The sequence below is a fragment of the Streptomyces chengmaiensis genome, assembly GCF_029846775.1.
Classification (GTDB): domain Bacteria; phylum Actinomycetota; class Actinomycetes; order Streptomycetales; family Streptomycetaceae; genus Streptomyces; species Streptomyces chengmaiensis.
Genome location: NZ_JARWBG010000074.1, coordinates 1 through 25,855, shown reverse-complemented (window position 1 = coordinate 25,855; position 25,855 = coordinate 1). Strand labels below are relative to the sequence as shown.

The following is a 25,855-nucleotide window of genomic DNA, read 5'->3' as shown; positions in this document are numbered from 1 at the left end:
GCGGGCAGCCCCGCGGGCGGCCTGACCCAGCCGGTCGCCGGTCCCGCGCCGACGGCCGCGCCGTGCGCCCCGGCCTCGGCCGCACGCAGCCCCGGCCCGATCGGCACCTTGGAGCCCGCGAGACGTACGGGACCGCCGTCGGCGACGGCGGCGGCCCCCGCGGTGCGCGGGTCCTCCCCGTGCCGGGCCCGGGGCTGCGCGGACGCCGCCCAGTCGGGTGTGGCGTGGGGCCGCGGTGGCGCGGGCGGGGCGGACGGAGGGGGCGGTGCGGCGGGGGCGGAGCGGTCGGCCCCTCGGGGCCTCTGGGGCGTACGGCCGCCGGGGACGCCGCCGGGGGCCTGCCCCGCGGCTGCGTGCGCGGACGAGGAGCGTCCGCCGCCGCGCCGGGCCTCGATCATCGCGGTGGCCCTCGGCGGCAGCCAGGCCGACGCGGAGCCGCTGTCGTCGCCCGAGGCGAAGAGGTGGGGCGCGAGCTGCGCCTGGAGGTCCTCGGGCGTGGGCCGCCGCCCGGCCTCCATCTGCATACAGGACTCGATGAGCGGCCGCAGCTCGTCGGGCAGCCCCTCCAGGTCGGGCCCCTCGCGCAGCAGCATGAACACGGTCTCGACGGGGTTGGCGCCGTGGAAGGGCGCATGCCCGGTCGCCGCGAAAACCAGGGTGGAGCCGAGGGAGAACACATCGCTCGCGCCGGTCACGCTGCGTGAGTCGCGAGCCTGCTCGGGCGACATATACGCCGGGGTGCCCACAGCCACGTTGGTCATGGTGAGCCGGGTGTTGGAGACGCCGGACGCGATGCCGAAGTCGATGACGCGCGGACCGTCCTCGACCACCAGCACATTCGACGGCTTGAGGTCCCGGTGGACCAGGCCGGCGCCGTGGATGGACTGGAGCGCCTCGGCGATTCCGGCGGCCAGCCAGCGTACGGCCGGCGCGGGCAGCGGCCCGCACTCGTGCATTATCTCCTCGAGGGAGGGCGCGGGCACATAGGCGGTGGCCAGCCAGGGCACCGCGGCCCGCGGGTCGGCGTCCACCACGGCCGCGGTGTAGAAGCCGCTCACCGCGCGTGCCGCCTCCACCTCGCGGGTGAAGCGGACGCGGAACAGCTGGTCCTCGGCGAGCTCGGTGCGGACGGTCTTGATCGCCACCCGCCGGCCCGACGCCGACCGTGCGAGATAGACCAGTCCCATGCCTCCGGCGCCGAGCCTGCCGAGCACCTCGAACGGGCCGATCCGTCTCGGATCGTGCTGTGTCAGCTGCTCCATCAGTTGCCTGCCACCTCCCCGTACGGGCCCAGCGATAAGGAGCCCGTCTCTTCCAGCCCCGTGCAGCGTCTCACCACCGAGACCCTCCAGCGGTGCGCACCCTGATTCTTCCTGTCTTGGGCGACGGTTGCGAACCCGGGGCCGGATCGGGGTGTCTCACCTGGTATTGGGACATGGCAGGCTGTATCAGGCAGATTCGGGCTTCGCCGTCCCCTTCTCCGCGCTCCCGGACTCCCGGTCGCCGGACGCCTCGACATCGCGCTTCGGGGTGTCGCGCTTCGGGGTGCCGGACTCCCGGGCATCGCGCTTCGGGGCATCGCGCTTCGGAGTGTCACGCTGCGGAGTGTCGCGCTTCGGGGTGTCGGGCTCCCGTGATTCAGGCTCACGGGCATCGCGCTCCCGGACGTCGGACTCGTCCTCCCCGGACGCGTCCCGTCCGCCCCCGGCGTCCTCGGGCTCCGCCGCCTCGGGCTCCGCGGCCTCGGGCTCCGCGGCCCGGGGCTCGGCCAGTACGGCGAAGGTCGCGCCCTGGTCGTCGACGAGCACGGCGATACGGCCGTACGCGGTGTCGAACGGCTCCGCCTGCACCCGGCCGCCGAGCCGCACGAGCGAGCGCGCCGTCTCGTCGCAGTCCGCAACGGTGAAGTAGACGAGGAAGTGTCCCGGCATGGCAGCCGGAAAGGCCTCCGTGATCACACTGCGGCCGCCGATCGCGGTCTCCTCGCCCGGTTCCTTCCCGGCCGGCGACCACAGCCGGTAGTCGACTCCGCCTCCGTCGTCGTCGGCCTCCAGATCTGTGCCCTGGAAGCCGAAGACCGACTCGTAGAAGGGATCGACATGCTCCTTGTCGCGGGTGTAGACCTCGGCCCAGCAGAAGGACCCGGGCATGCCCTGCTTCTCGAAGCCGGGGCGCTCCAGCTCCTGCCAGAGCCCGAAGACCGCGCCGCCGGGGTCCGCGCAGAGGGCGGTGACCGCGGCCGTGCCCAGCGGGACCGGAGAGATGATCACCTGGCCTCCGGCGGCCTGGATCCTGCGGGCGAGGGCGGCGGCGTCGGCGGCCGCGAAGGAGACACCCCATTCGGTGGGCATCCGGCCGTCCCGTTTGGCGGTGAGGGCGGCCACCCGTCTGCCGTCGCTGAGGGCGACGGCAGAGCGTCGGCCGGGGGCGTCGCCCTCGGTGAAGGTCCAGCCGAACAGTTCGCCGTAGAAGCGCTTGCCCGCCTCCACATCGGGGAGGGATGCGTCCACCCAGCACGGCATGCCCTCTGCGAATGCGGCCATGGCCCGTTCCCTTCGAAAGCCAGCGGTACGGCCCTCCTCACCTCAAGTTAACGGCGCATCACACGCACCGCAGTTCACACGCAACCCGGCGACACCCGAGCCTTCGAACGCGCGATCGCACACGGAGTGCAACCCCCCGAGGACGTGCGGTGTACCCCACACCCCATTTGCAGTCGGCCGAATCGCGCGCAGATCACCCCTCGGTAAGCTGACGGCATGACAGGACAAGTACGCACCGTCGACGGCCGAGTGGCCGGGCGACGCGGCCAGGCGACGCGGCAGAAGCTGCTCGACTGCCTCAGCGAGATGCTCAGCTCCTCGCCGTACCGGGACGTCAAGGTCATCGACGTCGCCCGGAAGGCGGGCACCTCACCCGCGACGTTCTACCAGTACTTCCCCGACGTCGAGGGCGCTGTCCTCGAGATCGCGGAGGAAATGGCCAAAGAGGGGGCGGGGTTGACCGATCTGGTCGCGGGCCGCTCCTGGATCGGCAAGGCCGGCTGGCAGACCTCGGAGGACCTGGTCGAGGGGTTCCTCGACTTCTGGCGTCGGCATGACGCGATCCTCCGCGTGGTGGACCTGGGCGCGGCCGAGGGCGACAAACGCTTCTACAAGATCCGCATGAAGATCCTGAACTCCGTCACCAACTCCCTTACGGACGCGGTGAAGGAGCTCCAGGCCAAGGGCAGGGTCGACAAGGACGTCAGCGCGGCCGCGATGGCCGGGGCGCTGGTGGCGATGCTCGCCGCGGTGGCATCGCACCAGAAGGGCTTCACGACCTGGGGCGTCAAGCAGGCGGAACTCCGCCCGAATCTGGCGCTCTTGGTCCACCTGGGCATCACCGGGAAGAAGCCGACGAAGTAACGCCCGGGGGCTGCCCCCCGCTGCCTTGTCACGGGTCCTGTCACGCCGACGGCGGGCCGGCGCCGGTTTCCGGCCCACCGCCGTCGGCGCTCCTGTCTTCAGGGCCCCGTGCAGCAGCCTTGTCCTCGCAGCCCATATGCTGCCCGCGTGCAGCCGGCCCGCAGCCCGCCCGCAGCAGCTCATGCGGCTTGTTGCGGCCTCAGCGGCGGGTGAGGCTGAAGAGCCGGATCTCGCGCTCCACCCTCGACTGGTACGTCGCATACGGCGGCCAGAACTCCAGCACCGCGCACCATGCCTCCGCCCGCTCCGCCCCGTCCAGCAGCCGGGCCCGGACCGGGATCGTCTCACCGCGCCAGCTGATCTCCGCCTCCGGATGCCTGAGGAGATTGGCGCTCCATGCCGGATGCCCCGGGCGGCCGAAGTTGGAGCCGACCAGAATCCACTCCCCCGTCGCACGGTGCAGACAGGCGAGCGGCACCGTCCGCGGCCGTCCGGTCCTGGCCCCGCGCGAGGTGAGGACGGTTCCGGGCAGCAGCCGCGCGCTCGGCAGCACCCGGCCGCGCGTGATCCGGTGGACCGCGCGGTCCACCGCGGGGAAGACATACGGCGCGATCTTCACAAAGATCCGGGTCGAGGAGGCCCTCTGCACCAGCCGCACCCCCGCCTTCATGCCGCCGCCTCCCCGTCCGCCGCGTCCGCCGCGTCCGGCTCGAACAGCCCCGCCTGATCCGCCGCCCGCGCCCTGAGCAGATGCACGGGGCCAAACATCAGCTCGTCGGCGGCCGCCCGTTTGACGTACAGATGCGCTTCGTGCTCCCAGGTGAAGCCGATGCCGCCGTGCAGCTGCACGGCCTCCGCCGCGGCCCTCCGCAGGGCCTCGAGCCCCTGTGCGAGGGCCAGCGGGCCGGCCTGAGCCGGATCCCATGCCGCGTAGTACGCCGCCGAGCGGGCCGCCTGCACCTGCACATGCACATCGGCGAGCCGGTGCTTGACCGCCTGGAAGGAGCCGACCGGACGCCCGAACTGCTCCCGGGTGCGTACGTACGCCACCGTGCGGTCCAGGGCGCAGCCGGCCGCTCCCGCCGCCTCGGCCGCGAGCAGCGCCGCGGCGCCGCGCCCGGTCTCGGCGAGGGCGGCGGCCACCGCGTCCGCCGCGCCCTCGTCCCGTGGCTCCCCCTGGTCCCCCTGGTCCCCCTGATCTCCCAGCAGTTCCGCGGGAGTGTCACGCAGCTGGACACGGGCCTGCGGGCGGGTCTCGTCCAGGGCCGTCCGGCGGGTCCTGGACAGTCCCGCGGCGTCCCCCCGCACAAGGAAGAGGAGGGTTCGGCCGCGGGCGTAGCCGCCCGTGTGCGCCGCGACGAGCAGCAGTTGTGCGCTGTGGCCGTCCAGGACCTGGTCCGCCTCCCCGTACAGCCGCCAGGCCCTCGTGTCTCCGACGCCCCGCCGGGCCTGCACGCCCCCGGCCCGGCCGCCGCCGGCCCACTCCCCCACCGCGTTGTCGCCGGTCAGCGCGAGCGCCCGGGTCAGAGCGCCGCCGGACACGGCGAGCGCGCAGGTCAGCGAGGAGTCGGCGATACGGGGCAGCAGCGTCCGCCGCTGCGCCTCGTCGCCGAGAGCCGCGATCAGCGGGGCGGCGAGACCGGCGGTCGCGAAGAGCGGGGAGGGCAGCAGCACCCGTCCGGTCTCCTCGCAGGCGAGCGCCAGCTCCATCAGGCCGCAGCCCACGCCTCCGTATGCGGCGGGCAGGGCGAGCCCGGGGAGCCCGAGCCGTGCGGAGAGCAGCGTCCACAGTTCGGCGTCGTAGCCGCAGTCGGCGGCGACGGCCGCCCGGACGCCGTCGGGGCCGGAGCGTTTGCCGAGCAGATCGCGCAGGGTCCGGCGGATCTCCTGCTGCTCGGCGGTGAAGGCGGCGTCCATCGGCGGGCTCCTCCCCGGAGGCGGATTCCTCCCGGAGGCACGGAGACCCCCGTCTGACGGACCGTCATATTAGGCCGGAGGGACTGGGAAGTCACCAGTCCCCACCGGGCCGGGCGGCGGCGCGGCCCATGGACCCCAATCGGGCCGGCGAGCCGACCAGGGCCTGCCACCTCGACGAGCCGACCGGGGGCCCGCCACCTCAGCCAGCCAACCGGGCCCGCCACCTCAGCCACCCGACCGGGGCCCGCCACCTCGACGAGGCGACCGCCGACGCCCGCCGCCGCACGGCGAACAGGGCGACGGCTCCGCACGGTTCGCGGTATCTGATGTACCGTCAGATACATGTCCTCCACCGCGCTGCCGCGACAGGGTCGCAGAGCCGCCGTCGTCGGCATATCCCTCTCCGACTGCGGCCGGATCGACGACCTCACCCCGTACGCCCTGCACGCCCAGGCCGCACGCCGCGCCCTCGCCGACTCCGGTCTCGACCGCTCACTCGTCGACGGCCTCTGCTCGGCCGGGCTGGGCACGCTCGCCCCGGCGGAGGTCGCCGAGTATCTGGGGCTGCGGCCCACCTGGGTGGACTCCACATCCGTCGGCGGGGCCACGTGGGAGGTGATGGCGGCCCACGCCGCCGACGCCGTCGCCGCGGGGCGCGCCCGCGCCGTGCTCCTGGTCTACGGCTCAACGGCCCGCGCCGACATCAAGGCGGGCCGCCGCACCGCGGGCCTCTCCTTCTGCGGCCGGGGCCCGCTCCAGTTCGAGGCCCCGTACGGGCATACGCTCGTCGCCAAGTACGCGATGGCCGCCCGCCGCCATATGCACCAGTACGGCACCACCCTGGAGCAGCTAGCCTCGGTCGCCGTCCAGACGCGGGCGAACGCGAGCCGGAACCCGGACGCGATGTTCCGCGAACCGATCACCGTCGACGACGTCCTGTCCGGTCCGCTCATCGCCGACCCCTTCACCAAGCTGCACTGCTGCATCCGAAGCGACGGCGGCTGCGCGGTGGTCATCGCGGCCGAGGAGTACGTCCCCGACACCGCGAAGCCCCCGGTCTGGATCCTCGGCGCTGGCGAGCACGTCTCCCACACGACGATGTCCGAATGGCAGGACTTCACCGTCTCCCCGGCGGCGGTCTCCGGTCCCCTCGCCTTCGCCCGCGCGGGCGTGGCCCCGGCCGACATCGACATCGCCGAGATCTACGACGCCTTCACCTATATGACCCTCGTGACCCTGGAGGACCTGGGCTTCTGCGCCAAGGGCGAGGGCGGGCCCTTCGTCGACGCCGCACAGGGCCGCCTGCTGCACGACGGCGACCTCCCGGTGAACACCGACGGCGGGGGCCTATCCGCCTGCCACCCCGGCATGCGGGGCCTCTTCCTCCTGGTCGAGGCCGCCCGCCAACTCCGCGGCGAGGCAGGCGACCACCAGGTCTGCCGCCCCGACGGAACGCTGCCCCGACTGGCACTGGCGTCGGGGACGGGGGGCTGGTTCTGCTCCTCGGGGACGGTGGTCCTGGGCCGGGACTGAGACTGCGCGGGGCCACGCGGCGGAGCCGCATGCCGGATGCCCCCCGCGCCTTCCCGTTGCTCGTCAGGGGGTGTTCTAGCGAATAGAGAAGGCAATGAGGCAGCCGCAGCCGATCCGGATATCAGGTAACGATCAGCCCAGATGGTCGACCTTGAAATCGGCCTGGGAAAGCAGGCTGACGGCCGCGGCGCGTGAAGTGACGTTGAGCTTCGCGTAGATGCGCGACACATGGGTCTCCACGGTTCGCACGCTGAGCACCAGTTGCTCGGCGATCTCCTGGTTGGTGCGCCCCGCACACAGCAGCCCCGCCACCTCTGCCTCCCGGCGGGACAGGCCGTGGGTGGTGCCGTGCTGGCGGGTGTTCTTCGCCGCGACCCGCGCTCCCAGCTGCCGCTGGAGCCGGGCCGCTCGCGCGTACTGCCGCTCCGCGCCGCAACGCGACAGCGTTTCCGCTGCCACCCGCAGCTCGGCCAGGGCCGCGGCGCGCTGGCCGAGCGCGGCATGGCAGGAGCCCGCGAGCATGTGTGCGCGTCCGGCCTCGTGGTGTGTCCCGGCCCGTGCCAGTGCCAGCGCCGCGTCCACGGCGCATCTGGCGGCGTCGGCGGGGGTGTCGACGCTCAGCGCGTACGCGCGCGTCAGCAGCGTCAGGCCAGCCCCCAGGTCGGTGGAGGTGTCGGCGAGCCGCTCCGCCTGCGTACTCCAGTAGCGGGCCTGGGCTGCGTTCGAGCGTCCGGCTTCGGCTTCGGCCATGAGGCTGAAGCCGGTGAGCCGGTTCGCGGGGCTCAGCAGCGGCAGGTCGGGGCCGCCGCAGGGGTCCAGTAGGCGGAGGTGTCCGGCGTCTACGTCGCCCGTGGCCATCTGGGCGAGGGCCAGCGTGGTCTGCGCCATGATCCTGCCTCCCCCGTCGTGGGCGTCGGCGGCCGCGAGCGCCTGTTCGGCGATCTCGACGGCTTCCCGGGACGCCCCCGTCCTGCACAGCACCCAGGACTGGTCGGAGAGCGCCATGGCCAGTGGTTCGGCCGCGCCGAGCATGCGGGCCGTCGCTACGGCCTCCTCCGCGGTGGCCGCCGCCTTGCGGAGATCGCCCAGCCACCCCTGGACGGAGGCCGTTCCGCCGAGGATGTACGGCAGCATGTGGTGGAGTCCGGCCTCGGTGGCGACCCGCGCGCACCGGGTGAAGTGCCGCAGCGCGCTGCCGTGGTGACCGAGGTACATCTCGGTGAAGCACAGCCAGGTGAAGCTCTCGATCTGCGCGGCGATCGTGGCGTCGGACACCTCGTCGATCAGGCCCGCCGCAACGTCCGGGAACGCCGGGGCGCCGGCCGTGTCCCGGGATGACGGCCCGGCGGCGAACGCCCGCAGGCCGGCGGCGAGCGCCGGCACGACTGCGTGCTCCTCGTGGGTGGTGGCGACCTGGTTCAACAGGTCGTGGGCCGTCGCGAAGTCGCCCTGCCCCAGCGTGTACAGCGCGAGCTGGATCCGCAGCCGGGAGGCCGGGAGCGATGCGGGGTCCGGCTGCCGGGACAGCTCGGCCCGCAGCAGCGCCCTTGCTTCGGCGTGCCCGCCCAGCAGGCGTTCGAGGGTGGCGCACCGGCCGACCGTCCGAGCCCGCTGGGCGTGGTCGCCGGGCGGGAGCAGCCGCATCACGGTCCGCAGCGTGCCGCGGCTTTCCCGCGGATTTCCGCTCAGCTCCTGGCAGTGCGCGAGTTCGCCGAGCAGGTCCAGCCGTGACCCGACGTCAAGCGCGTTCGGCAGCTGCGTGTCGCCGCTGTCGGGCAGGATCGACAGCGCGGTGTGCAGCCAGTCCACGGCCGTGGCCGGCGCCTGCGCCGCCACCGCGCGGGCCGCCCGGACCAGGGTGGCGGCGGCGTCCACGTCCCCCAGGTCAGCGGAACGGGCCACATGGTGTGCCTGCGTCTCGGCAGGTGCGCCGACCTTCTGCAGGTGGCTGCCTGCCCGGGCATGGGCCGCCAGCCGCCAGCCGGCCCGCGCGGCGGCGTAGGCCACCTGCCGCACGAGCGGATGCCGGAACCGGAACCGCCCGCTGGCCGGGACCGGCCGTACCAGATCCCGTGCGACCAGGTCGTCCACCGCCGCCAGCACCTGCGCCCGCGGGGTCTGCGCCACCGCGGCGACCAGCGCCGGGTCGAACTCGCCGCCCGCGACGGCCGCCGCCATCGCCACCAGCTGCGCGGTGCCGGGCGCGCTCTCCAGCTCGGTGGCGAGGGCGGCGCGGACCGCCGCCGGGACGGCGGCGTCCAGGTCCAGCTCCTCCGGCGTCCACGCCGTGGAGCCGCCCCGCACTCCCTCGGAGCCGGCCGCAGCCCCGGTCTCGGCGCCGGCGCCGGGCAGAAGGTCGCCGTTCCGCAGTGCGTGCAGGTACAGCGGGTTACCGCCGCTGAGCCGGTAGATGCGCTCCTGCCGGGCCGCGTCCACCCCGCCGCCCAAGAGCTCGCCCGCTTCGGCCCGGGTGAGCGGCTTCACATCCAGCCGCCGAGCCTGCCCGGTGGGCAGCCCGGCCGTCACCGAGGTCAGCCGCGCCGCCACCTGCCTCGGCCGGTAGGCCAGACCCAGCAGCACCCCGCCGGACGGCGGACGACGCAGCAGATGGTCGAGCAGGTCGAGCGAGGCCGGGTCGGCCCAGTGGACGTCGTCGAGCAGGAGCACCAGCCCCGAAGGTCCGGCCAGCACCTCGAGCAGCGACCTGACGGCCCGGTGGAAGCGGTAACGGCCCGGGCCGCCCGGCACGCCCGTCTCGTTGCCCGGCCCGGAGCTGTCCCCACTGGGGGCACGTGCGGCCTTGCGCAGCCCGGGAAACACCTCGACGAGGTGATCGGCTTCCGGACCGAGCCGGTCAAGCACCGCCGGGTCGAGGGCGAGATGGTCGTCCAGGGCGTCGATGACCAGGGCGAGCGGCAGATCGTGCTCGAACTCGGTGGCCCGGCCGGTGAGTACCAGGTGGCCGCGCCGCCGTGCCCGGCCACCCGCCTCCTCCAGCAGGCGGGTCTTCCCGATGCCCGGCTCGCCGGTCACCTCCAGCACCTGGAACCGGCCGTCGGCCATCGTCTGCAGAGCGCGGCCGAGCGATATCAGCTCCGGACGGCGACCCAGCAGCGGGCCGGTTGCCGGGGCGTCGTACGGCGGGTCGGGAACGGTCGCAGCAAGGGGCGGCGGCTCCCCGTCAGCACCGGTCATCGGCCCTTGTCCTCCTGTCACGCGCATGCCGTATGCGTCTGTCATGCGCGGGTCGTGTCGTGCCCGGTTCGGATCCCCCGGGCCACCGTGGGACGGGGCGTGGGCAGAGACGCCGACCTGTGGACAGCGCCGAATCTATCGCCCGCCCCAGCGGTCCCGGCGGTCAGGTCCGCACTCCGTCGTGTACGTGCTGGCACGGATACCGCCGAACTGCCGGGCACAGCAGGCTGATCCGGGTCAACGCACAGCGCGGTTGTCACAGATCGCGTCTGACCAAAAGAGAGGAATGACATGAAGGGCCTGCGCAGGCATGCTTGGGTGGCCACGGGCGGGGCACTGACCGTCGCGGTCATCACCGCCTCGCTGTTCGGCACGGGAGCGCCGACCGCGTCCGCGGCCCCGTCGCAGACCTGTAACGGGAAGGCCGTCAACGTCCCGAGCACGAACGGCGACGACCACATCGAGATGAACTCCGACCGGCCGCTGGTGGTGTCGGCCGGCAAGGGCAACGACACCGTGATCCTGGGCGGCTCCGGCAACCACACCGTATGCCTCGGGGACGGGAACGACACCTTCACCGGCCGGGGCGGCGGCGACCTCTGGGTGAAGGGCGAGGCCGGGCGCGACTCCATCAGCGGCGGCAGCGGCGACGACCAGCTGTACGGCAACGACGGCGACGACCAGATCTTCGGCCGGGGCGGCAACGACCTGATCCAAGGCAAGGCCGGGGACGACTACCTCGACGGGGGGTCGGGCCACGACTGGCTGCACGGCAACGACGGGGCCGACGACATCTACGGCAGCACCGGGAACGACTACATCCGCGGCCATGGGGGCGCGGACGCTCTCGGGGGCGGCTCCGGCGATGACACGGTCATCGGCAACGGGGGCCCGGACAACATCAACGGCGACCCGGGCGACGACATCCTCTACGGCGGCGACGGTCCCGACCGCCTCGACGGTGGCTCCGGCAGCGACAGGCTCTACGGGAACGGGGACAGGGACACCCTGATCGAGAGCTCCGAAGCGTCGCGCGACTTCGGTGACGGGGGCGGATCAAAGGACCGGTGCTCCTACTGGATTGAGGACCGGCGCAACTGCGAGATTGAGATCACCCTTATTTCTCCCGGGGTCTGATGAGCCACCCCGGTGCCCGGGCGCTTCGCGCGCCCGGGCACCGGGGTGCGTCCGCCTCCCCCATCCCACTCGTTGCGCCTGCCACCGAGTTCACCTGCCCGCACACGCCCGGCGGCCGATCGCGGCGTTTCGCGCGGAGCGCTCAGGCCGGGGCCTGCGGGAGGAGACGCTCGACCAGTTCGGTGACGAGGCGTGCGGCTTCGGCTTCGTCGAAGACGCCCGGCAGCGTGAGTCGCTCCACGATCAGCCAGTTGGCCGCGAGGTAGAGCAGTTTGACCGCCGTGGCGTCGCCGGGGAGCCCGGCGGCGAGGTGCTGGTCGACGTTGAAGCGGACGTCGTCGCGGACGCGGGCGGTGAGCAGCGCGCGCAGTTCGGGGCGGCGGGTGGCCTCCAGGCGGAGTTCGAGGAGGGCGAGATAGCCGGTGCGGAAGGCGGAGACCCGGGCGACCACATCACCGACGAGCTGAGCGGTGTGCTCGCGGGTGAGGGGGCCGTTTCGCATCGCCTCCAGGGTCGCGTCGTCGGGGTGCAGCCGCTCGTAGATCCGGGCGCCGGCCTGGTTGAGGAGGTCGTCGCGGTTGGCGAAGTAGTTGGAGGCGGTACCCTTGGGGACCTCGGCGGCGGCGTCGACGGCGCGGAACGTCAGTCCGCGTGCGCCCTCGCTCGCCAGCACCTTGATGGCCGCGTCCACCAGCGCCGCACGCCGGGCCAGGTTCTGCCGCATACGTTCCGCCCGCTCCTTGTTCCGTGTGACATGTGCCAGGTGCCGTGTTCCGTGTGCCAGGTGCCGTGTTCCGGGTGCTGTGTTCCGGGTGCCGTGTTCCGGGTGCCGTGTGATGTGTCCGTACTTCCGGCCGCCCGCGATACCACTGCGATCGTAGTAGTACGGTGCGGGTGTTGGATGTGCGCCATGAACGACACCTTCCGTGCGCTGCTGCGCACACAACGGGTCTGGGACACCGATCTGCCGGAGTTCGATCCGCAGACCGCGCCGGACGCGCCGCTGCCGTTGTTCCACCGGTGGTTCGCCGAGGCCGTGGCGGCGGGGCAGACCGAGCCGCACACCATGAGCCTGGCCACCGTGGACGAGCAGGGCCGTCCCGACGTGCGCATCGTGATGCTGCATGACGCGGACGAGCGCGGGTGGCACTTCGCCTCCCACTCGACGAGCGTGAAGGGCCGGCAGCTGGCGGCCCGCCCGGAGGCCGCACTCGGGTTCTACTGGGCGGCTCAGGGACGGCAGATCCGTATCCGGGGGCGGGTGAGCGCGGCCGCGTCGGACGAGAGCCAGGCCGATCTGCACGCACGGTCCACGGGTGCGCTGGCCGCGGCGCTGACGGGGCGCCAGAGCGAGGCCCTGGGGTCGCTCGGGGAGCTGGCGGCGGCCTCCGAGGCGGCCTGGCGGCGCGCACAGGCGGAGCCGGACGCGCCGGCGCCGACCTGGACGCGTTACGCCCTCGACCCGTACGAGGCGGAGTTCTTCCAGGGGGACGCCATGCGCCGCCATGTACGGCTGCGCTACCGCCGCCGGCGCGGGGACGGCGCGCCGGGCGCGTGGGAGACGGAGCTGCTGTGGCCGTGAGTCCCGGCCTGGCGGCGGAGCCAGCTGCCGCGCCCCGTCAGGCCGGGCGGAAGACGGGGACGGCCCATACGGGGTCGCCGGTCCGCCGGAAGTCCGCACTGAGCGCCATCCCGACGCGCAGCTCCGCCTCCGGGCAGTCCACCACCTCGGTCATCATCCGCGGGCCCTCGGCGAGGTCGACGACGGCCGCGGTGTACGGGACGCGCTCACCGAACGGGGGAAGGTCATTGCGGTGCACGACCGACCAGGTGTAGAGCGTGGCCCGGCCGCTCGCCCGCTCCCACCCGACGTCCTCGCTCCAGCAGTGCGGGCAGAACTCGCGCGGGTAGTGGTGGGCCCGCGCGCACGCCCGGCAGCGGCGCACCAGCAGCCGCCCCTCCGCGGCGGCCTGCCAGTAGGGGCGGGTGAAGTCGTCGGCCTCCGGGATGTCGCTCCCGGGCATGCCGGGGGTCCGCGGGGGCATCAGAAGAGTCCGAGCGCGCTGTCGAGGGACCAGGTCTGCCAGGACACGGCGAAGAGGGCGACCAGCGAGATCAGCGCCATCATGGCGTTCTGCCCCTGTTCGGCCCAGTCGTGGATCATCAGGGTGAGATAGAGCAGATTGAGCACCAGGCCGCCGATCAGTGCGACGGGTGTGAGAAACCCGCCGACCAGACCGAGCCCCAGGGCGAGCTCCGCGTAGACGACGACATACGCCATGGCTCTGGGGCGGGGTGCGACGACCTTGTCGAAGCCGGTTCTGACCGCCGCCCAGCGGTGCTTCGCCGCCACATCCGCGGCCCAGGCGATGCCGGCGCCGCGTTCGAACCAGCCCTTCCTGTCCTTGTGCCGCCAGCTCTCCAGCCACCACAGCCCGAGCCCTATACGGAGCACGGCGAGCCACTCTGCGCCGGTGAGCCATATGGTCTGCATCGATACGCCTCCTCTGCGAACTGACGCCCCGTCAGTTCACCGGAAGGCGCATACGGCGCGCAAGAGAGCCGTCAATGTGATCGATTTGCAACCGATTCCCTCATCCGACCGAGACCCATCGCGTAATCGGACGATTACGCTCACCGTCCATGGCCGACCACCAGCTCCCCGCCCCTCCGGACCTCTCCCGCACCAACGACCGGCCCGTCTATGTCATCGGCGGCGGCCCGGGCGGCCTCTCGGCGGCGGCGGCGCTGCGGAAGCGGGGCGTGCGGGCGGTGGTGCTGGAGAAGTCCGACGCCGTCGGCGCATCCTGGCGCGGCCACTACGACCGGCTGCACCTGCACACCACCCGCAGGCTCTCCGCGCTCCCCGGCCTGGCCGTACCCCGGCAGTTCGGGCGCTGGGTGGCCCGCGACGACGTGGTGCGCTATCTGGAGAAGTACGCGGAGTTCCACGAACTGGAGATAGTCACCGGAGTCGAGGTCTCCCGCATCGAGCCCGCCGGCGCCGACTGGCTGCTGTACGCCACCGGCGGACGCCAGCTCACCGGCCGTGCCGTCGTGGTGGCCACCGGCTACAACCACACCCCCCGGCTGCCCGACTGGCCCGGCCGCGACACCTTCCGGGGCGATCTGCGGCACGCACGCGACTACCGCAACCCCGCTCCGTACGAGGGCAAGGACGTACTCGTCGTCGGCGTCGGCAACACCGGCGCGGAGATCGCCGTCGACCTGGCCGAGGGCGGCGCGGCGCGCGTGCGACTGGCGGTACGCACCGCTCCGCACATCGTGCGCCGCTCCACGGCAGGCTGGCCCGCCCAGCGCACCGGCATCCTGGTGCGCAGGCTGCCGGTCTGGCTCGTGGACAAGGCCGGTGAGGTCATGCGCAGGCTGTCCGTCCCGGACCTGGCAGAACACGGCATGCCCCGCCCCGACACGGGCCTCTACAGCCGCGTCAAGGACGGCGCGATCCCGGTCCAGGACGTCGGCCTGATCGACGCGGTGCGCAGCGGCGGAGTCGAACCGGTCGCGGCGCTCGAGTCGTTCGACGACGGCAAGGCCGTCCTGGCGGACGGGACCCTGCTCTCCCCGGACGCGATCATCGCGGCCACCGGCTATCGGCGCGCTCTCGAACCGCTGGTCGGCCACCTCGGCGTCCTGGACGAGCGGGGCAGGCCGCTGGCGCGCGGGGCCCGCGCCCACCCCAAGGCCCCGGGCCTGCACTTCACCGGCTTCACCAACCCGATCAGCGGCATGCTCCGCGAAATGGCACTGGACGCCCGCCGGATCGCCAAGGCCCTCGACGCCGGCCGCTGAGCGCCGCTTCGGGCTCCCGTACTCCGCAGAGCCCGCGCACAACGGTTCCCCTGCAAGTTGCCTCTTCAGTAATCTGACTATGCGTCAGCTTTGTCGGTTACGAGCAGGAGCGGGGCTCAGCGATGCTTGGATCAACTCACGGCACCCTCACCTCCGGTCTCCGCGCCCGGGTGGTGGCCTGTGGGGAGGAGCCCCGCAGCGCCGTCCACGACACGGCCGCGGCACGCGCCTCCCAAGGGGACCTCGACGTCAGCGGACGGCCCTTGTACGCCCCCGTGCCCGATCTTGACCGGTTCTTCTCTCCTTCCTCCGTCGCCGTCGTGGGCGCCTCGGACGCCGAAGGACGGCCGAACGCCGGCATCACCCGGCAGCTCATCGGATGGGCCGAGCGTGTCGGAGCCCGCCTGTACCCCGTGCACCCGGACCGCGCCTCCGTCTTCGGCATCGACTGCGTGTCCTCCGTCCGCGAGCTTCCCGAGCAGGTGGACCTCGCGGTCCTGCTGGTCGGCGACCCCCTCCCGGTGATCGAGGAACTCGGCGAGGCGAAGGCCGGATTCGCGGTGGCGTTCGCCTCCGGCTACGCCGAGACCGGGGCGGCGGGCGCGGCTGCCCAGGCGCGGCTGACCGCGGCCGTGGCGCGCTCAGGGCTGCGGCTGCTGGGCCCCAACACCAATCTCAACGCCTTCGAGACGTTCCGCGACGACCTGAGCGGCCCGGCGATCGCCCTGGTCACACAGTCAGGCCACCAGGGCCGGCCCGTCTTCGCCCTGCAGGAGCTGGGGATACGGCTCTCCCACTGGGCGCCCACGGGCAACGAGGCCGATCTGGAGACCGCCGACTTCATCTCGTACTTCGCCGAGCGGCCGGAAGTCGGGGCCATCGCCTGCTATGTCGAGGGGCTCAAGGACGGACGCTCCTTTCTGCTCGCCGCCGACCGGGCCGCACGGCGCGGGGTGCCGATCGTCGCCGTGAAGGTGGGCCGCACCGACGCCGGGGCCCGGACCGCGGCCTCCCACACCGGGAAACTGACCGGCGCGGACCAGGTGGTGGACGCTGCGATGCGGCAGTACGGGGTGATCCGCGTGGACGGCCTCGACGAACTCCAGGACACCGCCGCCCTGCTGGCGCGGGCCCGCAGGCCCGTCGCCGACGGTGTGGCCGTCTATTCGATCTCGGGCGGCACGGGCGCGCACTTCGCCGACCTGGCGACGGCGGCCGGGCTGACGCTGCCCCGGCTGTCCGAGGCCCGGCAGGCCGAGCTGCACCAGTGGATACCCGGCTATCTGAGCGTGGCCAACCCGGTCGACAACGGCGGCCACCCGGTCGGCGACTGGCGCGGCCGGAAGATCATCGACGCGATACTGGCGGACCCGTCCGTCGGGGTGCTGATCTGCCCCATCACCGGACCCTTCCCGCCGATGAGCGACAGACTGGCCCAGGACCTGGCGGCGGCGGCGGAGACCACGGACAAGCTGGTCTGCGTGGTGTGGGGGTCTCCGGTGGGAACCGAGGAGGCGTACCGCACGACGCTGCTCGGCTCGTCGCGCGTGGCCACCTTCCGCACCTTCGCCAACTGCATCACCGCCGTCCGCGCCCATCTGGAGCACCGGCGCTTCACCAGCCGCTACCTCTCCCCCTTCGACGAGGCTCCGCGCACGCCCTCGCCCTCCTACCGCAAGGCGCAGGCGCTGATGCAGCCGGGCACACAGCTCAGCGAGCACGCGGCGAAGCAGCTGCTGCGCGCCTACGGCATCAGGGTGCCGCGCGAGCAGTTGGTGACCAGCGCCGCAGCGGCGGTGCGCGCCGCCGGCCTGGTGGGCTACCCGGTCGTGATGAAGGCCTCCGCCCCCCAGCTCGCGCACAAGACCGAACTCGGCCTGGTCAAGATCGGGCTGACCTCGGCCAGCCAGGTGCGGGACGCCTATCGCGAGCTGACCGACATCGCCCGCTGCGAAGGCATCGACCTGGACGGCGTCCTCGTCTGCCAGATGGTCGGGCGGGGCGTCGAGATGGTCGTCGGAGTCTCCCCGGACGCCCTCTTCGGGCCGACGGTGACGGTGGGTCTCGGGGGCGTCCTGGTCGAGGTGCTGCACGACACGGCCGTGCGGGTGCCGCCCTTCGGCGAGGACCAGGCGCGCGGCATGCTCCGCGAACTGCGCGGCCACGCGCTGCTGGAGGGCGTCCGCAAAGGGCCGCCGGCCGATGTGGACGCGCTGGTGGAGGTGGTGCTGCGGGTCCAGCGGATGGCGCTCGAACTGGGCGACGAGCTGGCCGAGCTGGACGTCAACCCGCTGATGGTGCTGGAGCGCGGGCAGGGCGCGGTGGCGCTGGACGCGCTCGCGGTCTGCCGGTGAGCGCGGCGCGGGCGGGCCGACGCCCTCGAACACGTACACGTACACGTACACCGCAGGGGACTTGAACGGCACACGCACGGCGCGCGGCATCCGTGACACCCGACGTACGAGACGGAGCAGCCTGACCATGACGTCCTCCCCCGAAGAGTCCGCTGAGCCCGTTGAGTCATTGATACTGCACAGCACTGACAACGGCGTCTCGCACATCACCCTCAACCGGCCCTCCGCCCTGAACGCCCTCACCTGGGACCAGCGAGAACGCCTCATCGACCTGCTCGACGCCGCATCCGCGGCCCCGGACGTCCGCGCGGTGGTGATCGGCGCCGTCGGCAGGGGGTTCTGCGCAGGGGCGGATCTGCGCGGGCCCGCGCGGCCCGGAGAGCGGCGGGGCGGGCAGAGAATCGCCGGAGACGTGGCGCGCACCATCCGGCTGGGGGCGCAGCGACTCGTCGCCGCCGTGCTGGACTGCGAGAAGCCGGTCGTCGCGGCCGTCAACGGCACCGCCGCCGGGCTCGGCGCGCATCTCGCCCTCGCCTGCGATCTGGTGCTGGCCGCGGAATCGGCGGCGTTCATGGAGGTGTTCGTGCGCCGCGGGCTCGTCCCGGACGGCGGCGGGGCGTATCTGCTGCCGCGGCTCGTGGGGCCGCAGCGCGCCAAGGAGCTGATGTTCTTCGGCGACGCGCTGCCGGCGGCCGAGGCGGAGCGGCTGGGCCTGGTCAACCGGGTGGTGCCGGACGCGGAGCTGGCGAAGACCGCCCGCGCCTGGGCGGAGCGGCTGGCCGCCGGGCCCACGCGCACGCTCGCACTGACCAAGCAGCTCGTCAACGCCTCCCTCGATGTGGACCGCGGCGTCGCCTTCGCCGCCGAGGCGGCCGCGCAGGAGATCAATATGACGACGCAGGACGCCTCCGAGGGGGTGCGCAGCTTCACGGAGCGCCGCATGCCGCTGTATCGGGGGCGGTGACGGGGTTCCTATCTGATGGATAGTCAGATTCAATGGGCCGTGTGATGGGACATGCGGGGATGGCGGCCGCCGCCGTCCGATACCTCAGATCAGCGGGTGGCACGACCGCCGGGGCCGCCGAGGCCGCCAATGTCACCGAGGCCGCGGGGGCCGCCGGAGCTGCCGGGACTTCCGGGGCCACCAGGGCTGCTGGGACTTCCGGGGCTGCCGGGGCCACAGGCGCCGCCGACCGGCGGCCGGCGTACGACGCCTTGCCGCGCCCCGACCTGCGCGCCGTACGCGACGACGAGCGCGCGCCGCTCGACCCCGCCGAATTCCGCCGCGTGCTCGGACACTTCGCGACGGGCGTGACGGTCGTGGCCGCGCTCGACGCGGACGGCCCGGCAGGCTTCGCCTGCCAGTCGTTCGCCTCCCTCTCCCTCGACCCGCCGCTGGTCGCCTTCATGGTCGGCCGCACGTCGGCCACCTGGCCTCGCATCGCCCGCGCCGGCTCCTTCTGCGTCAACGTCCTGGGGGCGCACCAGGCCGCCCTGTGCCGCGGCTTCGCGGTGAGCGGCGCGGACAAGTTCGCGGGCGTGGAGTGGGACGCGGCCCCCGCCACCGGGTCGCCGCGGCTGGCGGGCGTACCCGCCTGGATCGACTGCACGGTCCAGGCGGTGCACACGGGCGGCGACCATCTGATCGTCGTCGGACGGGTCCGCGCCCTCGACGCGGCGGGCGGCCGCGGGGGCGAGGGCGGGTGCGAGGGCGAGAGCGAGGGCGAGAGCGAGGGCGAGGGCGAGAGCGAGGCCGCCGGCGGTGAGGCCGCTGGCGGTGAGGGCGCCGGCGGTGAGGGCGAGGTCTCGCCGCTGCTCTTCCACCGCGGACGGTTCGGCCGGTTCAGCGGCTGAAGGTGAGCACGCCCCGGGCCACCCGGCCCGCCCGTGCGTCGTCCACTGCCTTCGCGAAGTCCTCGACCGGGTAGGTCTCGGTGACCAGCTCGTCCAGCAGGAGCTGCCCCCGCCGGTACAGCTCCGCGTAGAGCGCGATGTCGTGCTGCGGCCGGGAGGAGCCGTAACGGCAGCCCAGGATCGCCTTGTCCAGGAACAGCGCGGCCGGTGCGAACGTCGCCTCCGCCGTCGCCGCGGGCATGCCCAGCAGCACCGCCTGGCCGCGCCGGTCGAGCAGGTCGACCGCCTGCCGGACCAGTCCGGTGTGGCCCACGCATTCGAAGACGTGGTCCGCGCCGGTCGGCAGGATGTCCCGTACGCCGTCGGCGGAGGGCAGGAAGTGCGTGGCCCCGAAGCTCAGGGCAGCCGACTCCTTGCCCGGGTTGGAGTCGACGGCCACGATCGGCCACGCGCCCGCGAGCCGGGCGCCCTGGAGTACGTTGAGCCCGATGCCGCCGGCGCCGATGACGACGACGGCCTCCCCGCGGCCGACCCGCGCCCGGTTGAGTACGGCCCCGACCCCCGTCAGCACCCCGCAGCCGATCAGCGCCGCCGAGGTGAACGGCACATCGTCGGGGATCTTCACCGCCTGCACGGCCCTGACCACGGTCCGCTCGGCGAAGGCGGAGTTGGCGGCGAACTGGTACAGCGGCTCGCCCCCGCGGGAGAACGGCCGACCGGGCCGGCCGATCGCCCTGCGGCACATCGTCGGGCGGCCTCGGTCGCAGTCCGCGCAGACGCCGCAGTTCGCCAGGGTGGACAGGGACACATGATCGCCCGGCACGACATGCGAGACGCCCGCGCCGACCGCCTCGACCACGCCCGCGCCCTCGTGGCCCAGGACGACGGGCACGGGGAACGGAATCGTGCCGTCGACGACCGACAGATCGCTGTGGCAGAGCCCGGCGGCCACGACGGAGACCAGGACCTCGCCGGGGCCCGGCGCGCGCACCTCCAGATCATCGACCACGGCCGGCCTCCTGCCGTCGAAAACGACGCCTCTCATCCGGTTCATCCTGATCACCTGGGCTCTCTCGGCAGGCCGAGCACCCGCTCGGCGATGATCGTGCGCTGGATCTCGTCCGAGCCGCCGTAGATCGTGTCGGCCCGGCTGAACAGGAACAGGCTTTGCAGGGCGTCGAGTTCGTACGGCCGCTCCCGGCTCCAGTCGACGGGCCCGGCGGCCGCGGCGGGCCCGCGGACCGCCATGGCGAGCTCGCCGAGCCGCTGACGCCAACCGCCCCACAGGAGCTTGGCGACGCTGGGCGCTCCGGGGTCCGACGGCCCGCCGAGTGTGCGAAGGGCGTTCCAGCGCATGGTGCGCAGCTCGGCCCACTGACGCACGAGCCGGTCCCGGAGCACCGGGTCGCGCGCGGCCGTGCCGCTGCGGACGGCCGCGCCCACGACCCGGGCGAGCTCCTCGGCGAAGCCGATCTGCTGGGCGAGGGTGGAGACGCCGCGCTCCAGGGCGAGCAGGCCCATGGCGACGCGCCAGCCGTTGCCCTCACCGCCGACGAGATGGTCTGCGGACGCGTGCGCGCCGTCGAAGAACACCTCGCTGAAGTCGGCGTCCCCCGTCATCTGCCGGATGGGCCGTACCTCGATGCGTCCCGGCTGGTCCATCGGCACCAGCAGGAACGACAGGCCGTGGTGACGCCGCGAGCCGGGCGTGGTGCGGGCGAGGACGAAGCACCAGTCGGCGTCCAGGGCGAGCGAGGTCCAGATCTTCTGGCCGGTGATGCGGTACGTGGTCGGGCGGTGCGTCGTCGAACGGTACGTGGTCGGGCGGTGCGTGGTCGGGCGATGCGCGGACGGGCGGTCGGCAGCCGCATCCCCGGCCGCCATGTCCCGGGCAGCCGCATCCCCGGCCGTCGTGTCCCGGGCAGCCGTGTCCCGGGCAGCCGTGTCGCGTACGGCGGTCGCGGCGGTGCGGAGGGAGGCGAGGTCCGAGCCCGCGCCGGGTTCGCTGTAACCCTGGCACCACAGCTCCTCACCGCGGGCGATGGGGGGAAGGAACCGGTCCCGCTGGGCGGGTGTGCCGAAAGCGAGGAGGGTGGGCGCGAGGAGGTTCTCGCCGATATGGCCGATACGGGCGGGGGCGCGGGAGCGGGCGTACTCCTCGGCCCATACGACCTGCTGGGTGAGGGTGGCTCGGCGGTTGCCGTACTCCGCCTCGCCCGCGGGCCAGCCGAGGCCGATCCAGCCCGCGCGGCCGAGCTCCCGCTCCCAGGCGCGGGGGTCGGGGAGCGGCGCGCCGGGGGGCAGACGTGCGGTGAGCCAGGCACGGGCGTCCCGGCGGAAGGCGGTGTCCTCCGGGGGGAAGGCGAAGTCCATGGGCGGCAGGCCTCCTTGGTCAGGTGTTCGGGCGGTCGCCCCGGTCCGCCGCCGCGGCCATGTCGGCGAGATGCGCCAGCATCGGCATGGGGTCGACGCCGACGCTGTCGGGCAGCACGGCCGCGATGCGCTGCGGGGTCCAGGGGGCCCCCTCCGCATACGCCGCCCGCAGCTCCCTCGGCTGGGCCCAGACCGCGATCTTGGGGCCGGCGACGGTGTAGACCTGGCCCGTGACACCGGCGTCCCTGGCCTGTTCGGAGAGGAGGTAGACGACGAGTGCGGCAACGTCCTCCGGCTCGCCGATCTCCTTGAGCTCCATCGGCACGTTCGCTGACATCCGGGTCCGCGCGACGGGCGCCACCGCGTTGGCGGTCACCCCGTACTTGTGCAGCCCGAGCGCGGCGCTGCGCACCAGGGAGATGACGCCGCCCTTGGCGGCGGAGTAGTTGGCCTGCGCCACGCTGCCCTGGTGGTTGCCGCTGGTAAAGCCGATCAGCGTGCCCGATCCCTGTCGGCGCATCACCGCGGAGGCGGCGCGGAAGACGGTGAACGTCCCCTTCAGATGGGTGGCGACGACCGGGTCCCACTCCTCCTCGGTCATGTTGAACAGCATCCGCTCACGCAGGATTCCGGCCACGCAGACGACTCCGTCGAGCCGCCCGTACTCGGCGAGTGCGATGTCGACGATGCGCTGGCCGCCCGCCATGGCAGAGACGTCGTCGGCCGCCGCGCGCGCCGAGCCGCCCGCGGCCTCTATCTCCTCGACCACGGACCGGGCGACCTGGCTCGTCGGCTCCGCGCCCGCGACGGACACCCCGTAGTCGTTGACGACGACCCGCGCGCCCTCGGCCGCACAGGCGAGGGCGACGGCGCGGCCGATGCCTCGTCCCGCCCCGGTGACGGCGATGACCTTGCCTGCCAAGAAGTTCCCCACGCCACGACCCCTTTCCCGGACGCCTCCCCGGACGTCTTCCGGACGCCCGGACGCCTTCCCGGCTATCTGACGGACCGTTAGATTTTATGGCTCGTCAGTTATGGCAGCACAAGCCCCAGGAGGCCGTATGTCACTGCCGACCGCGTTCCACGACATCGCCAAGCGCGTTAACAACTGGGGCCGCTGGGGTGAGAGCGACGAGATCGGCACGCTCAACCTGATCACCGAGGCAAAGGTCCGCGCCGCGGCCGGAGTGGTCCACCGGGGCCGCCGGGTGCCGCTGGCGCTGCCCCTGCACCAGGACGGAATCCAGTCCGGCCTCATACCCGGCCGGGTCAACCCCCTGCACACCATGGTGCAAATCAACCAGGAGCTGTTCGGCCCCGGCACGGTCGCCACCAGCGATGACGCCGTGACCATGGGACTGCAAGCGGCCACCCACTGGGATGCGCTGCCCCATGTCTCCCATTCGGGCCGCATCTACAACGGCCGGCCCGCCGACTCGATCACCCCGCACACCCGCGCCCGCTTCAGCGGGATCCACACGGTGCGTCATGTCGTCTCCCGCGGGGTGCTGCTCGACGTGGCCCGGGCCAAGGGAGCAGACCGGCTGCCCGGAGACCACGCCGTCACGCCGGAGGATCTCGACGAGGCCGCGGAGTTCGCCGGCGTACGGGTCGAGGCCGGCGACATCGTCCTCGTACGGACGGGGCAGATCCGGCTCGCACTGAGCGGGGACCGGCGCGGTTACGGGCACCCGTCCCCCGGACTGTCGATCCGTACGCCGGAGTGGTTCCACGCTCGCGATGTCGCGGCCGTGGCCAACGACACCCTCACGTTTGAGATCTTCCCGCCGGAGGTCGCCGACCTCTGGATGCCGGTGCACGCTCTCCATCTGGTCGAGATGGGCATGCCGCAGGGCCAGAACTGGAATCTGGAGGAGTTGTCCACAGCCTGTGCAGAGGAGCGGAGTCACGCGTTTCTGCTCTGCGCGACGCCCGAGCCGTTCCTCGGCGGGACCGGTGGGCCCGTGGCGCCCGTGGCGGTGCTGTGAGCCGGTGGGTGACTCACGAAGCCGCGAGCCGGGGGTGACCCAGGAAGCCGTGGGCCGGGGGAGGGGTGACTCACGAAGTCGTGGGCCGGGGAGGGGTGACTCACGAAGCCGTGAGCCGCCGTGCGGCCGCCGGAGGGACAGTGCGACGGGTCGGGTGGCGGCGCTCCACATGCGCGCCCCGAGCACGGCACGTCGCCCGCCACCCGTCCGCCATGGCGTGCCGCATCGTCGAGGGCCGGCCCCCACCGCGCCCTCGGCGTCCCCTCACAGCGAATCGCCCATCCAAGGGTGATCAGAGTGCCACGTTCCGTCAACAGGGCTTTGGGGATCTACCCCTTATGACCGATGGGTAACGGCGCGGGACGGCGCATACGCCTCCATACCGCGCGCCCCCCTGGCCCCGACGGCATCGGAGGTCTCCGCGCCGGGACCGACCTCGGGCCTGATCGCGGACGCCGAAGACACGGGAGGCACCGGAGAGGCAGCGGAGAGCGGGGAGACCGAAGTCGCCGACGAGACGGCGGGGGCCTCGGGCGCGGAGGGGACGGCAGGGGCCGTTCTGTCGACCTCGCACCAGATGGACTTGCCCACGCTCTCCAGCCGCCAGCCCCACCGGTCGGCGAGGCCGTCGACCAGTTCGAGTCCGCGGCCGCTGGTGTCCTCGCCGTCGGCGTGCCGAGGCAGCGGCGGGCGGGCGCTGGCGTCGCTGACCTCCACCCGCACCGTGCCGGCGCCGCTGCCCGCGCGCCCGGTCCCGGCCCCTGCCGCGCAGCCGCCGAACAGCATCCGCAGCACCGCCGGACAGCCGGTGTGCACGACGGCGTTGGTGACGAGCTCCGAGATCAGCAGAATCAGCGTTTGGGCGAGCGGCTCGTCCTCCCCTATCCCTGACCCGGCGAGCCGCGAACGGGCCCATCTCCGGGCCCGGCCCACCTCCGCGGGATCGGGCCCGACCTCCAACTGCACCTGAAGCACCTGCACCGCTCACACCATCCGAACCGGCGGACGCATCGCCTCGCGCCTCGACAAGGGGCTCTCGCGGAGTCACGGAACGTGACTCCCTTGGCTGACAGCATGGTTGACGTAAAGTCACTGGAACAAGCGCTTCGGGCATATTCCAGCGCGAAGGAGTACGCGTAGGGCATACTGTGCGACGCCCTCCGTCGGGTTGTCGAACACAGACGCGCACGTCGCGCGCGGGAGACCCGCGCAGGAAGCACTGCCACCCGAGGGAGGGTACCCGAGCGACCGGCCGACTCCGGCCTGTTACGGGGACCTTTCCAGGACACGACCCGGACACGGCCCGGCATCGACATTCGGTGACCGCTCACAGCGCCGCAGCCTGGATCTCCTCCGCCTCGCGCGCGTCCAGCCACATCTGCGCCCGCAACCAGGCGCGCTTGAGGTGCAGATGCACATCCGCCTCCCAGGTGAACCCCATGCCGCCGTGGATCTGCAGACAGTCGCGGGCATTGGCCACAGCAGCCTCGTCGGCCAGCAGTTTGGCCCCGGCGGCCTCCCGGAAATCCCCGGTCACGGCGGCCGCATACACGGCGGCCCGCGCCGTCTCGGTCCGCACCAGCATTCCGGCGCACAGATGCTTGACCGCCTGGAAACCGCCGATGGGCCGACCGAACTGCTGCCGCTGCCCTGCGTACTCCACGGCCGCCTCGGTCGTACGGGCTGCCGAGCCGAGCTGTTCCGCCGCGGTCAGCAGCACCGCGTCGCCCGGCGGCCGACGACGGACGGCGGCAGTTCCGGCGGCGGTCCAGCCGACGGCGGTCCCGGCGGCCGCGCCCGCCCCGGAAGGCAGTCGGTGCAGGGGCGTGAGCGGGTCTGCCGACCGGACCGGCGCGGCCCCTTTCCACAAGTCCGGCGGAGCGTCTCGCCACCCTCCGTCCCCGTACTCCACCACCCTGTCCGCACCGGCGAGATACGCGGCCATCCCGGGGGGCTGCCCCGCGCACGCGACCACTTCCCCGTCCGCCGCCGCCCCGTGCGTCACCGCGAGATGGGTGACTGCCAGCGGCCCAGGCAGCAGCACCCGGCCCGCCTGCTCGAAGAGGAGCACCGCCTCGGGGAGACCGAGTCCCGCGCCGCCGTCCCCGGCCGGCCGGCACAGGGCGAACAGCCCCGCCTCGGTGAGCGCCTGCCACATCGCCCGGTCCGGCGCGCCGCCACCCGCGCCGCCCGCGCCACCGTCCACGCCGCCGCCCGCGGCCCCGTCTGCGCCCGCACCACCGTCCACGCCGCCGCCCGCCGCCCCGTCTGCGCCCGCACCACC

Annotated in this window: 20 protein-coding genes and 2 pseudogenes; 9 read left to right on the top strand and 13 right to left on the bottom strand. The window is 73.1% G+C overall.

The window, feature by feature from the left end:
* Positions 1–1,262: serine/threonine-protein kinase (locus tag QCN29_RS33575; protein ID WP_279932882.1), on the bottom strand; the 1,262-nt coding region annotated here is incomplete at its 3' end.
* A gap of 507 nt (positions 1,263–1,769) precedes the next feature.
* Positions 1,770–2,543: pseudogene (locus QCN29_RS33570) on the bottom strand (VOC family protein); the annotation flags it as partial.
* 216 nt (positions 2,544–2,759) lie between these two features.
* On the opposite strand from QCN29_RS33570, the gene QCN29_RS33565 reads away from it, so the two are divergent.
* Positions 2,760–3,407 (top strand): TetR family transcriptional regulator, encoded by a 648-nt coding sequence (locus QCN29_RS33565; RefSeq protein ID WP_240139851.1) that lies wholly within the window; start codon positions 2,760–2,762, stop codon positions 3,405–3,407.
* Between the two features lie 199 nt (positions 3,408–3,606).
* Here QCN29_RS33565 and QCN29_RS33560 read toward each other — a convergent pair whose 3' ends face one another.
* On the bottom strand, positions 3,607–4,077 hold the full coding sequence (locus QCN29_RS33560; protein WP_240139850.1) for a nitroreductase family deazaflavin-dependent oxidoreductase: 471 nt from the start codon (positions 4,075–4,077) through the stop codon (positions 3,607–3,609).
* Positions 4,074–5,324, bottom strand: coding sequence for an acyl-CoA dehydrogenase family protein (locus tag QCN29_RS33555; RefSeq protein WP_279932880.1), 1,251 nt, complete (start codon positions 5,322–5,324; stop codon positions 4,074–4,076). Before QCN29_RS33555 ends, QCN29_RS33560 begins: the two co-directional genes overlap by 4 nt.
* 342 nt (positions 5,325–5,666) lie before the next feature.
* On the opposite strand from QCN29_RS33555, the gene QCN29_RS33550 reads away from it, so the two are divergent.
* Positions 5,667–6,857, top strand: a complete 1,191-nt coding sequence (locus QCN29_RS33550; protein ID WP_279932879.1) for a thiolase C-terminal domain-containing protein — start codon at positions 5,667–5,669, stop codon at positions 6,855–6,857.
* Between the two features lie 132 nt (positions 6,858–6,989).
* Here QCN29_RS33550 and QCN29_RS33545 read toward each other — a convergent pair whose 3' ends face one another.
* Entirely contained in the window at positions 6,990–10,052 is a 3,063-nt protein-coding gene (locus tag QCN29_RS33545; protein WP_279932878.1) for a helix-turn-helix transcriptional regulator, read from the bottom strand.
* A gap of 291 nt (positions 10,053–10,343) precedes the next feature.
* Between QCN29_RS33545 and QCN29_RS33540 the strand changes: the two genes are divergently transcribed.
* Positions 10,344–11,189, top strand: a complete 846-nt coding sequence (locus QCN29_RS33540; protein ID WP_279932877.1) for a calcium-binding protein — start codon at positions 10,344–10,346, stop codon at positions 11,187–11,189.
* A 142-nt stretch (positions 11,190–11,331) separates the two neighbouring features.
* On the opposite strand, the gene QCN29_RS33535 is transcribed toward QCN29_RS33540, so the two are convergent.
* Positions 11,332–11,913 (bottom strand): TetR/AcrR family transcriptional regulator, encoded by a 582-nt coding sequence (locus QCN29_RS33535; RefSeq protein WP_279932876.1) that lies wholly within the window; start codon positions 11,911–11,913, stop codon positions 11,332–11,334.
* Between the two features lie 177 nt (positions 11,914–12,090).
* Here QCN29_RS33535 and QCN29_RS33530 point away from each other — a divergent pair, with 177 nt between their 5' ends.
* The gene (locus tag QCN29_RS33530; protein WP_279932875.1) at positions 12,091–12,771 is read left to right on the top strand and encodes a pyridoxine/pyridoxamine 5'-phosphate oxidase; all 681 of its coding nucleotides are present in this window, start codon (positions 12,091–12,093) and stop codon (positions 12,769–12,771) included.
* Positions 12,772–12,808: 37 nt separating this feature from the next.
* Here QCN29_RS33530 and QCN29_RS33525 read toward each other — a convergent pair whose 3' ends face one another.
* Positions 12,809–13,213, bottom strand: a complete 405-nt coding sequence (locus QCN29_RS33525) for a Zn-ribbon domain-containing OB-fold protein (protein WP_308295527.1) — start codon at positions 13,211–13,213, stop codon at positions 12,809–12,811.
* A gap of 20 nt (positions 13,214–13,233) precedes the next feature.
* Positions 13,234–13,683 (bottom strand): DoxX family protein, encoded by a 450-nt coding sequence (locus QCN29_RS33520; RefSeq protein ID WP_279932874.1) that lies wholly within the window; start codon positions 13,681–13,683, stop codon positions 13,234–13,236.
* A gap of 149 nt (positions 13,684–13,832) precedes the next feature.
* Here QCN29_RS33520 and QCN29_RS33515 point away from each other — a divergent pair, with 149 nt between their 5' ends.
* The 4 genes from QCN29_RS33515 to QCN29_RS37250 all read left to right on the top strand — a co-directional run bounded on the left by QCN29_RS33515 (position 13,833) and on the right by QCN29_RS37250 (position 19,210).
* The gene (locus QCN29_RS33515) at positions 13,833–15,002 is read left to right on the top strand and encodes a flavin-containing monooxygenase (protein WP_279932873.1); all 1,170 of its coding nucleotides are present in this window, start codon (positions 13,833–13,835) and stop codon (positions 15,000–15,002) included.
* A gap of 122 nt (positions 15,003–15,124) precedes the next feature.
* Complete coding sequence (locus QCN29_RS33510) at positions 15,125–17,356, top strand: acetate--CoA ligase family protein (RefSeq protein ID WP_279932872.1); 2,232 nt, start codon at positions 15,125–15,127, stop codon at positions 17,354–17,356.
* 127 nt (positions 17,357–17,483) lie between these two features.
* Entirely contained in the window at positions 17,484–18,320 is an 837-nt protein-coding gene (locus QCN29_RS33505) for an enoyl-CoA hydratase/isomerase family protein (protein ID WP_279932871.1), read from the top strand.
* Between the two features lie 59 nt (positions 18,321–18,379).
* Positions 18,380–19,210, top strand: coding sequence for a flavin reductase family protein (locus tag QCN29_RS37250; RefSeq protein ID WP_398860504.1), 831 nt, complete (start codon positions 18,380–18,382; stop codon positions 19,208–19,210).
* Here the strand turns inward: QCN29_RS37250 and QCN29_RS33495 are convergent.
* Genes QCN29_RS33495 through QCN29_RS33485 form a run of 3 tightly spaced genes read right to left on the bottom strand, consistent with a single transcriptional unit; the run spans position 19,200 to position 22,517 of the window.
* On the bottom strand, positions 19,200–20,255 hold the full coding sequence (locus QCN29_RS33495) for a Zn-dependent alcohol dehydrogenase (protein WP_279932870.1): 1,056 nt from the start codon (positions 20,253–20,255) through the stop codon (positions 19,200–19,202). The genes QCN29_RS37250 and QCN29_RS33495 overlap by 11 nt on opposite strands.
* Positions 20,256–20,269: 14 nt before the next feature.
* A complete protein-coding gene (locus QCN29_RS33490) occupies positions 20,270–21,583 on the bottom strand; it encodes an acyl-CoA dehydrogenase family protein (RefSeq protein WP_279932869.1) in 1,314 nt (437 codons plus the stop codon).
* 19 nt (positions 21,584–21,602) lie between these two features.
* Entirely contained in the window at positions 21,603–22,517 is a 915-nt protein-coding gene (locus tag QCN29_RS33485; protein WP_279932868.1) for an SDR family oxidoreductase, read from the bottom strand.
* Between the two features lie 127 nt (positions 22,518–22,644).
* On the opposite strand from QCN29_RS33485, the gene QCN29_RS33480 reads away from it, so the two are divergent.
* Complete coding sequence (locus tag QCN29_RS33480) at positions 22,645–23,571, top strand: cyclase family protein (RefSeq protein ID WP_279932867.1); 927 nt, start codon at positions 22,645–22,647, stop codon at positions 23,569–23,571.
* Between the two features lie 537 nt (positions 23,572–24,108).
* On the opposite strand, the pseudogene QCN29_RS33475 reads toward QCN29_RS33480, so the two are convergent.
* Positions 24,109–24,552, bottom strand: a pseudogene (locus QCN29_RS33475) (ATP-binding protein); the annotation flags it as partial.
* 346 nt (positions 24,553–24,898) lie between these two features.
* Positions 24,899–25,819, bottom strand: coding sequence for an acyl-CoA dehydrogenase family protein (locus QCN29_RS33470; RefSeq protein WP_279932883.1), 921 nt, complete (start codon positions 25,817–25,819; stop codon positions 24,899–24,901).
* Between the last annotated feature and the right edge of the window lie 36 nt (positions 25,820–25,855).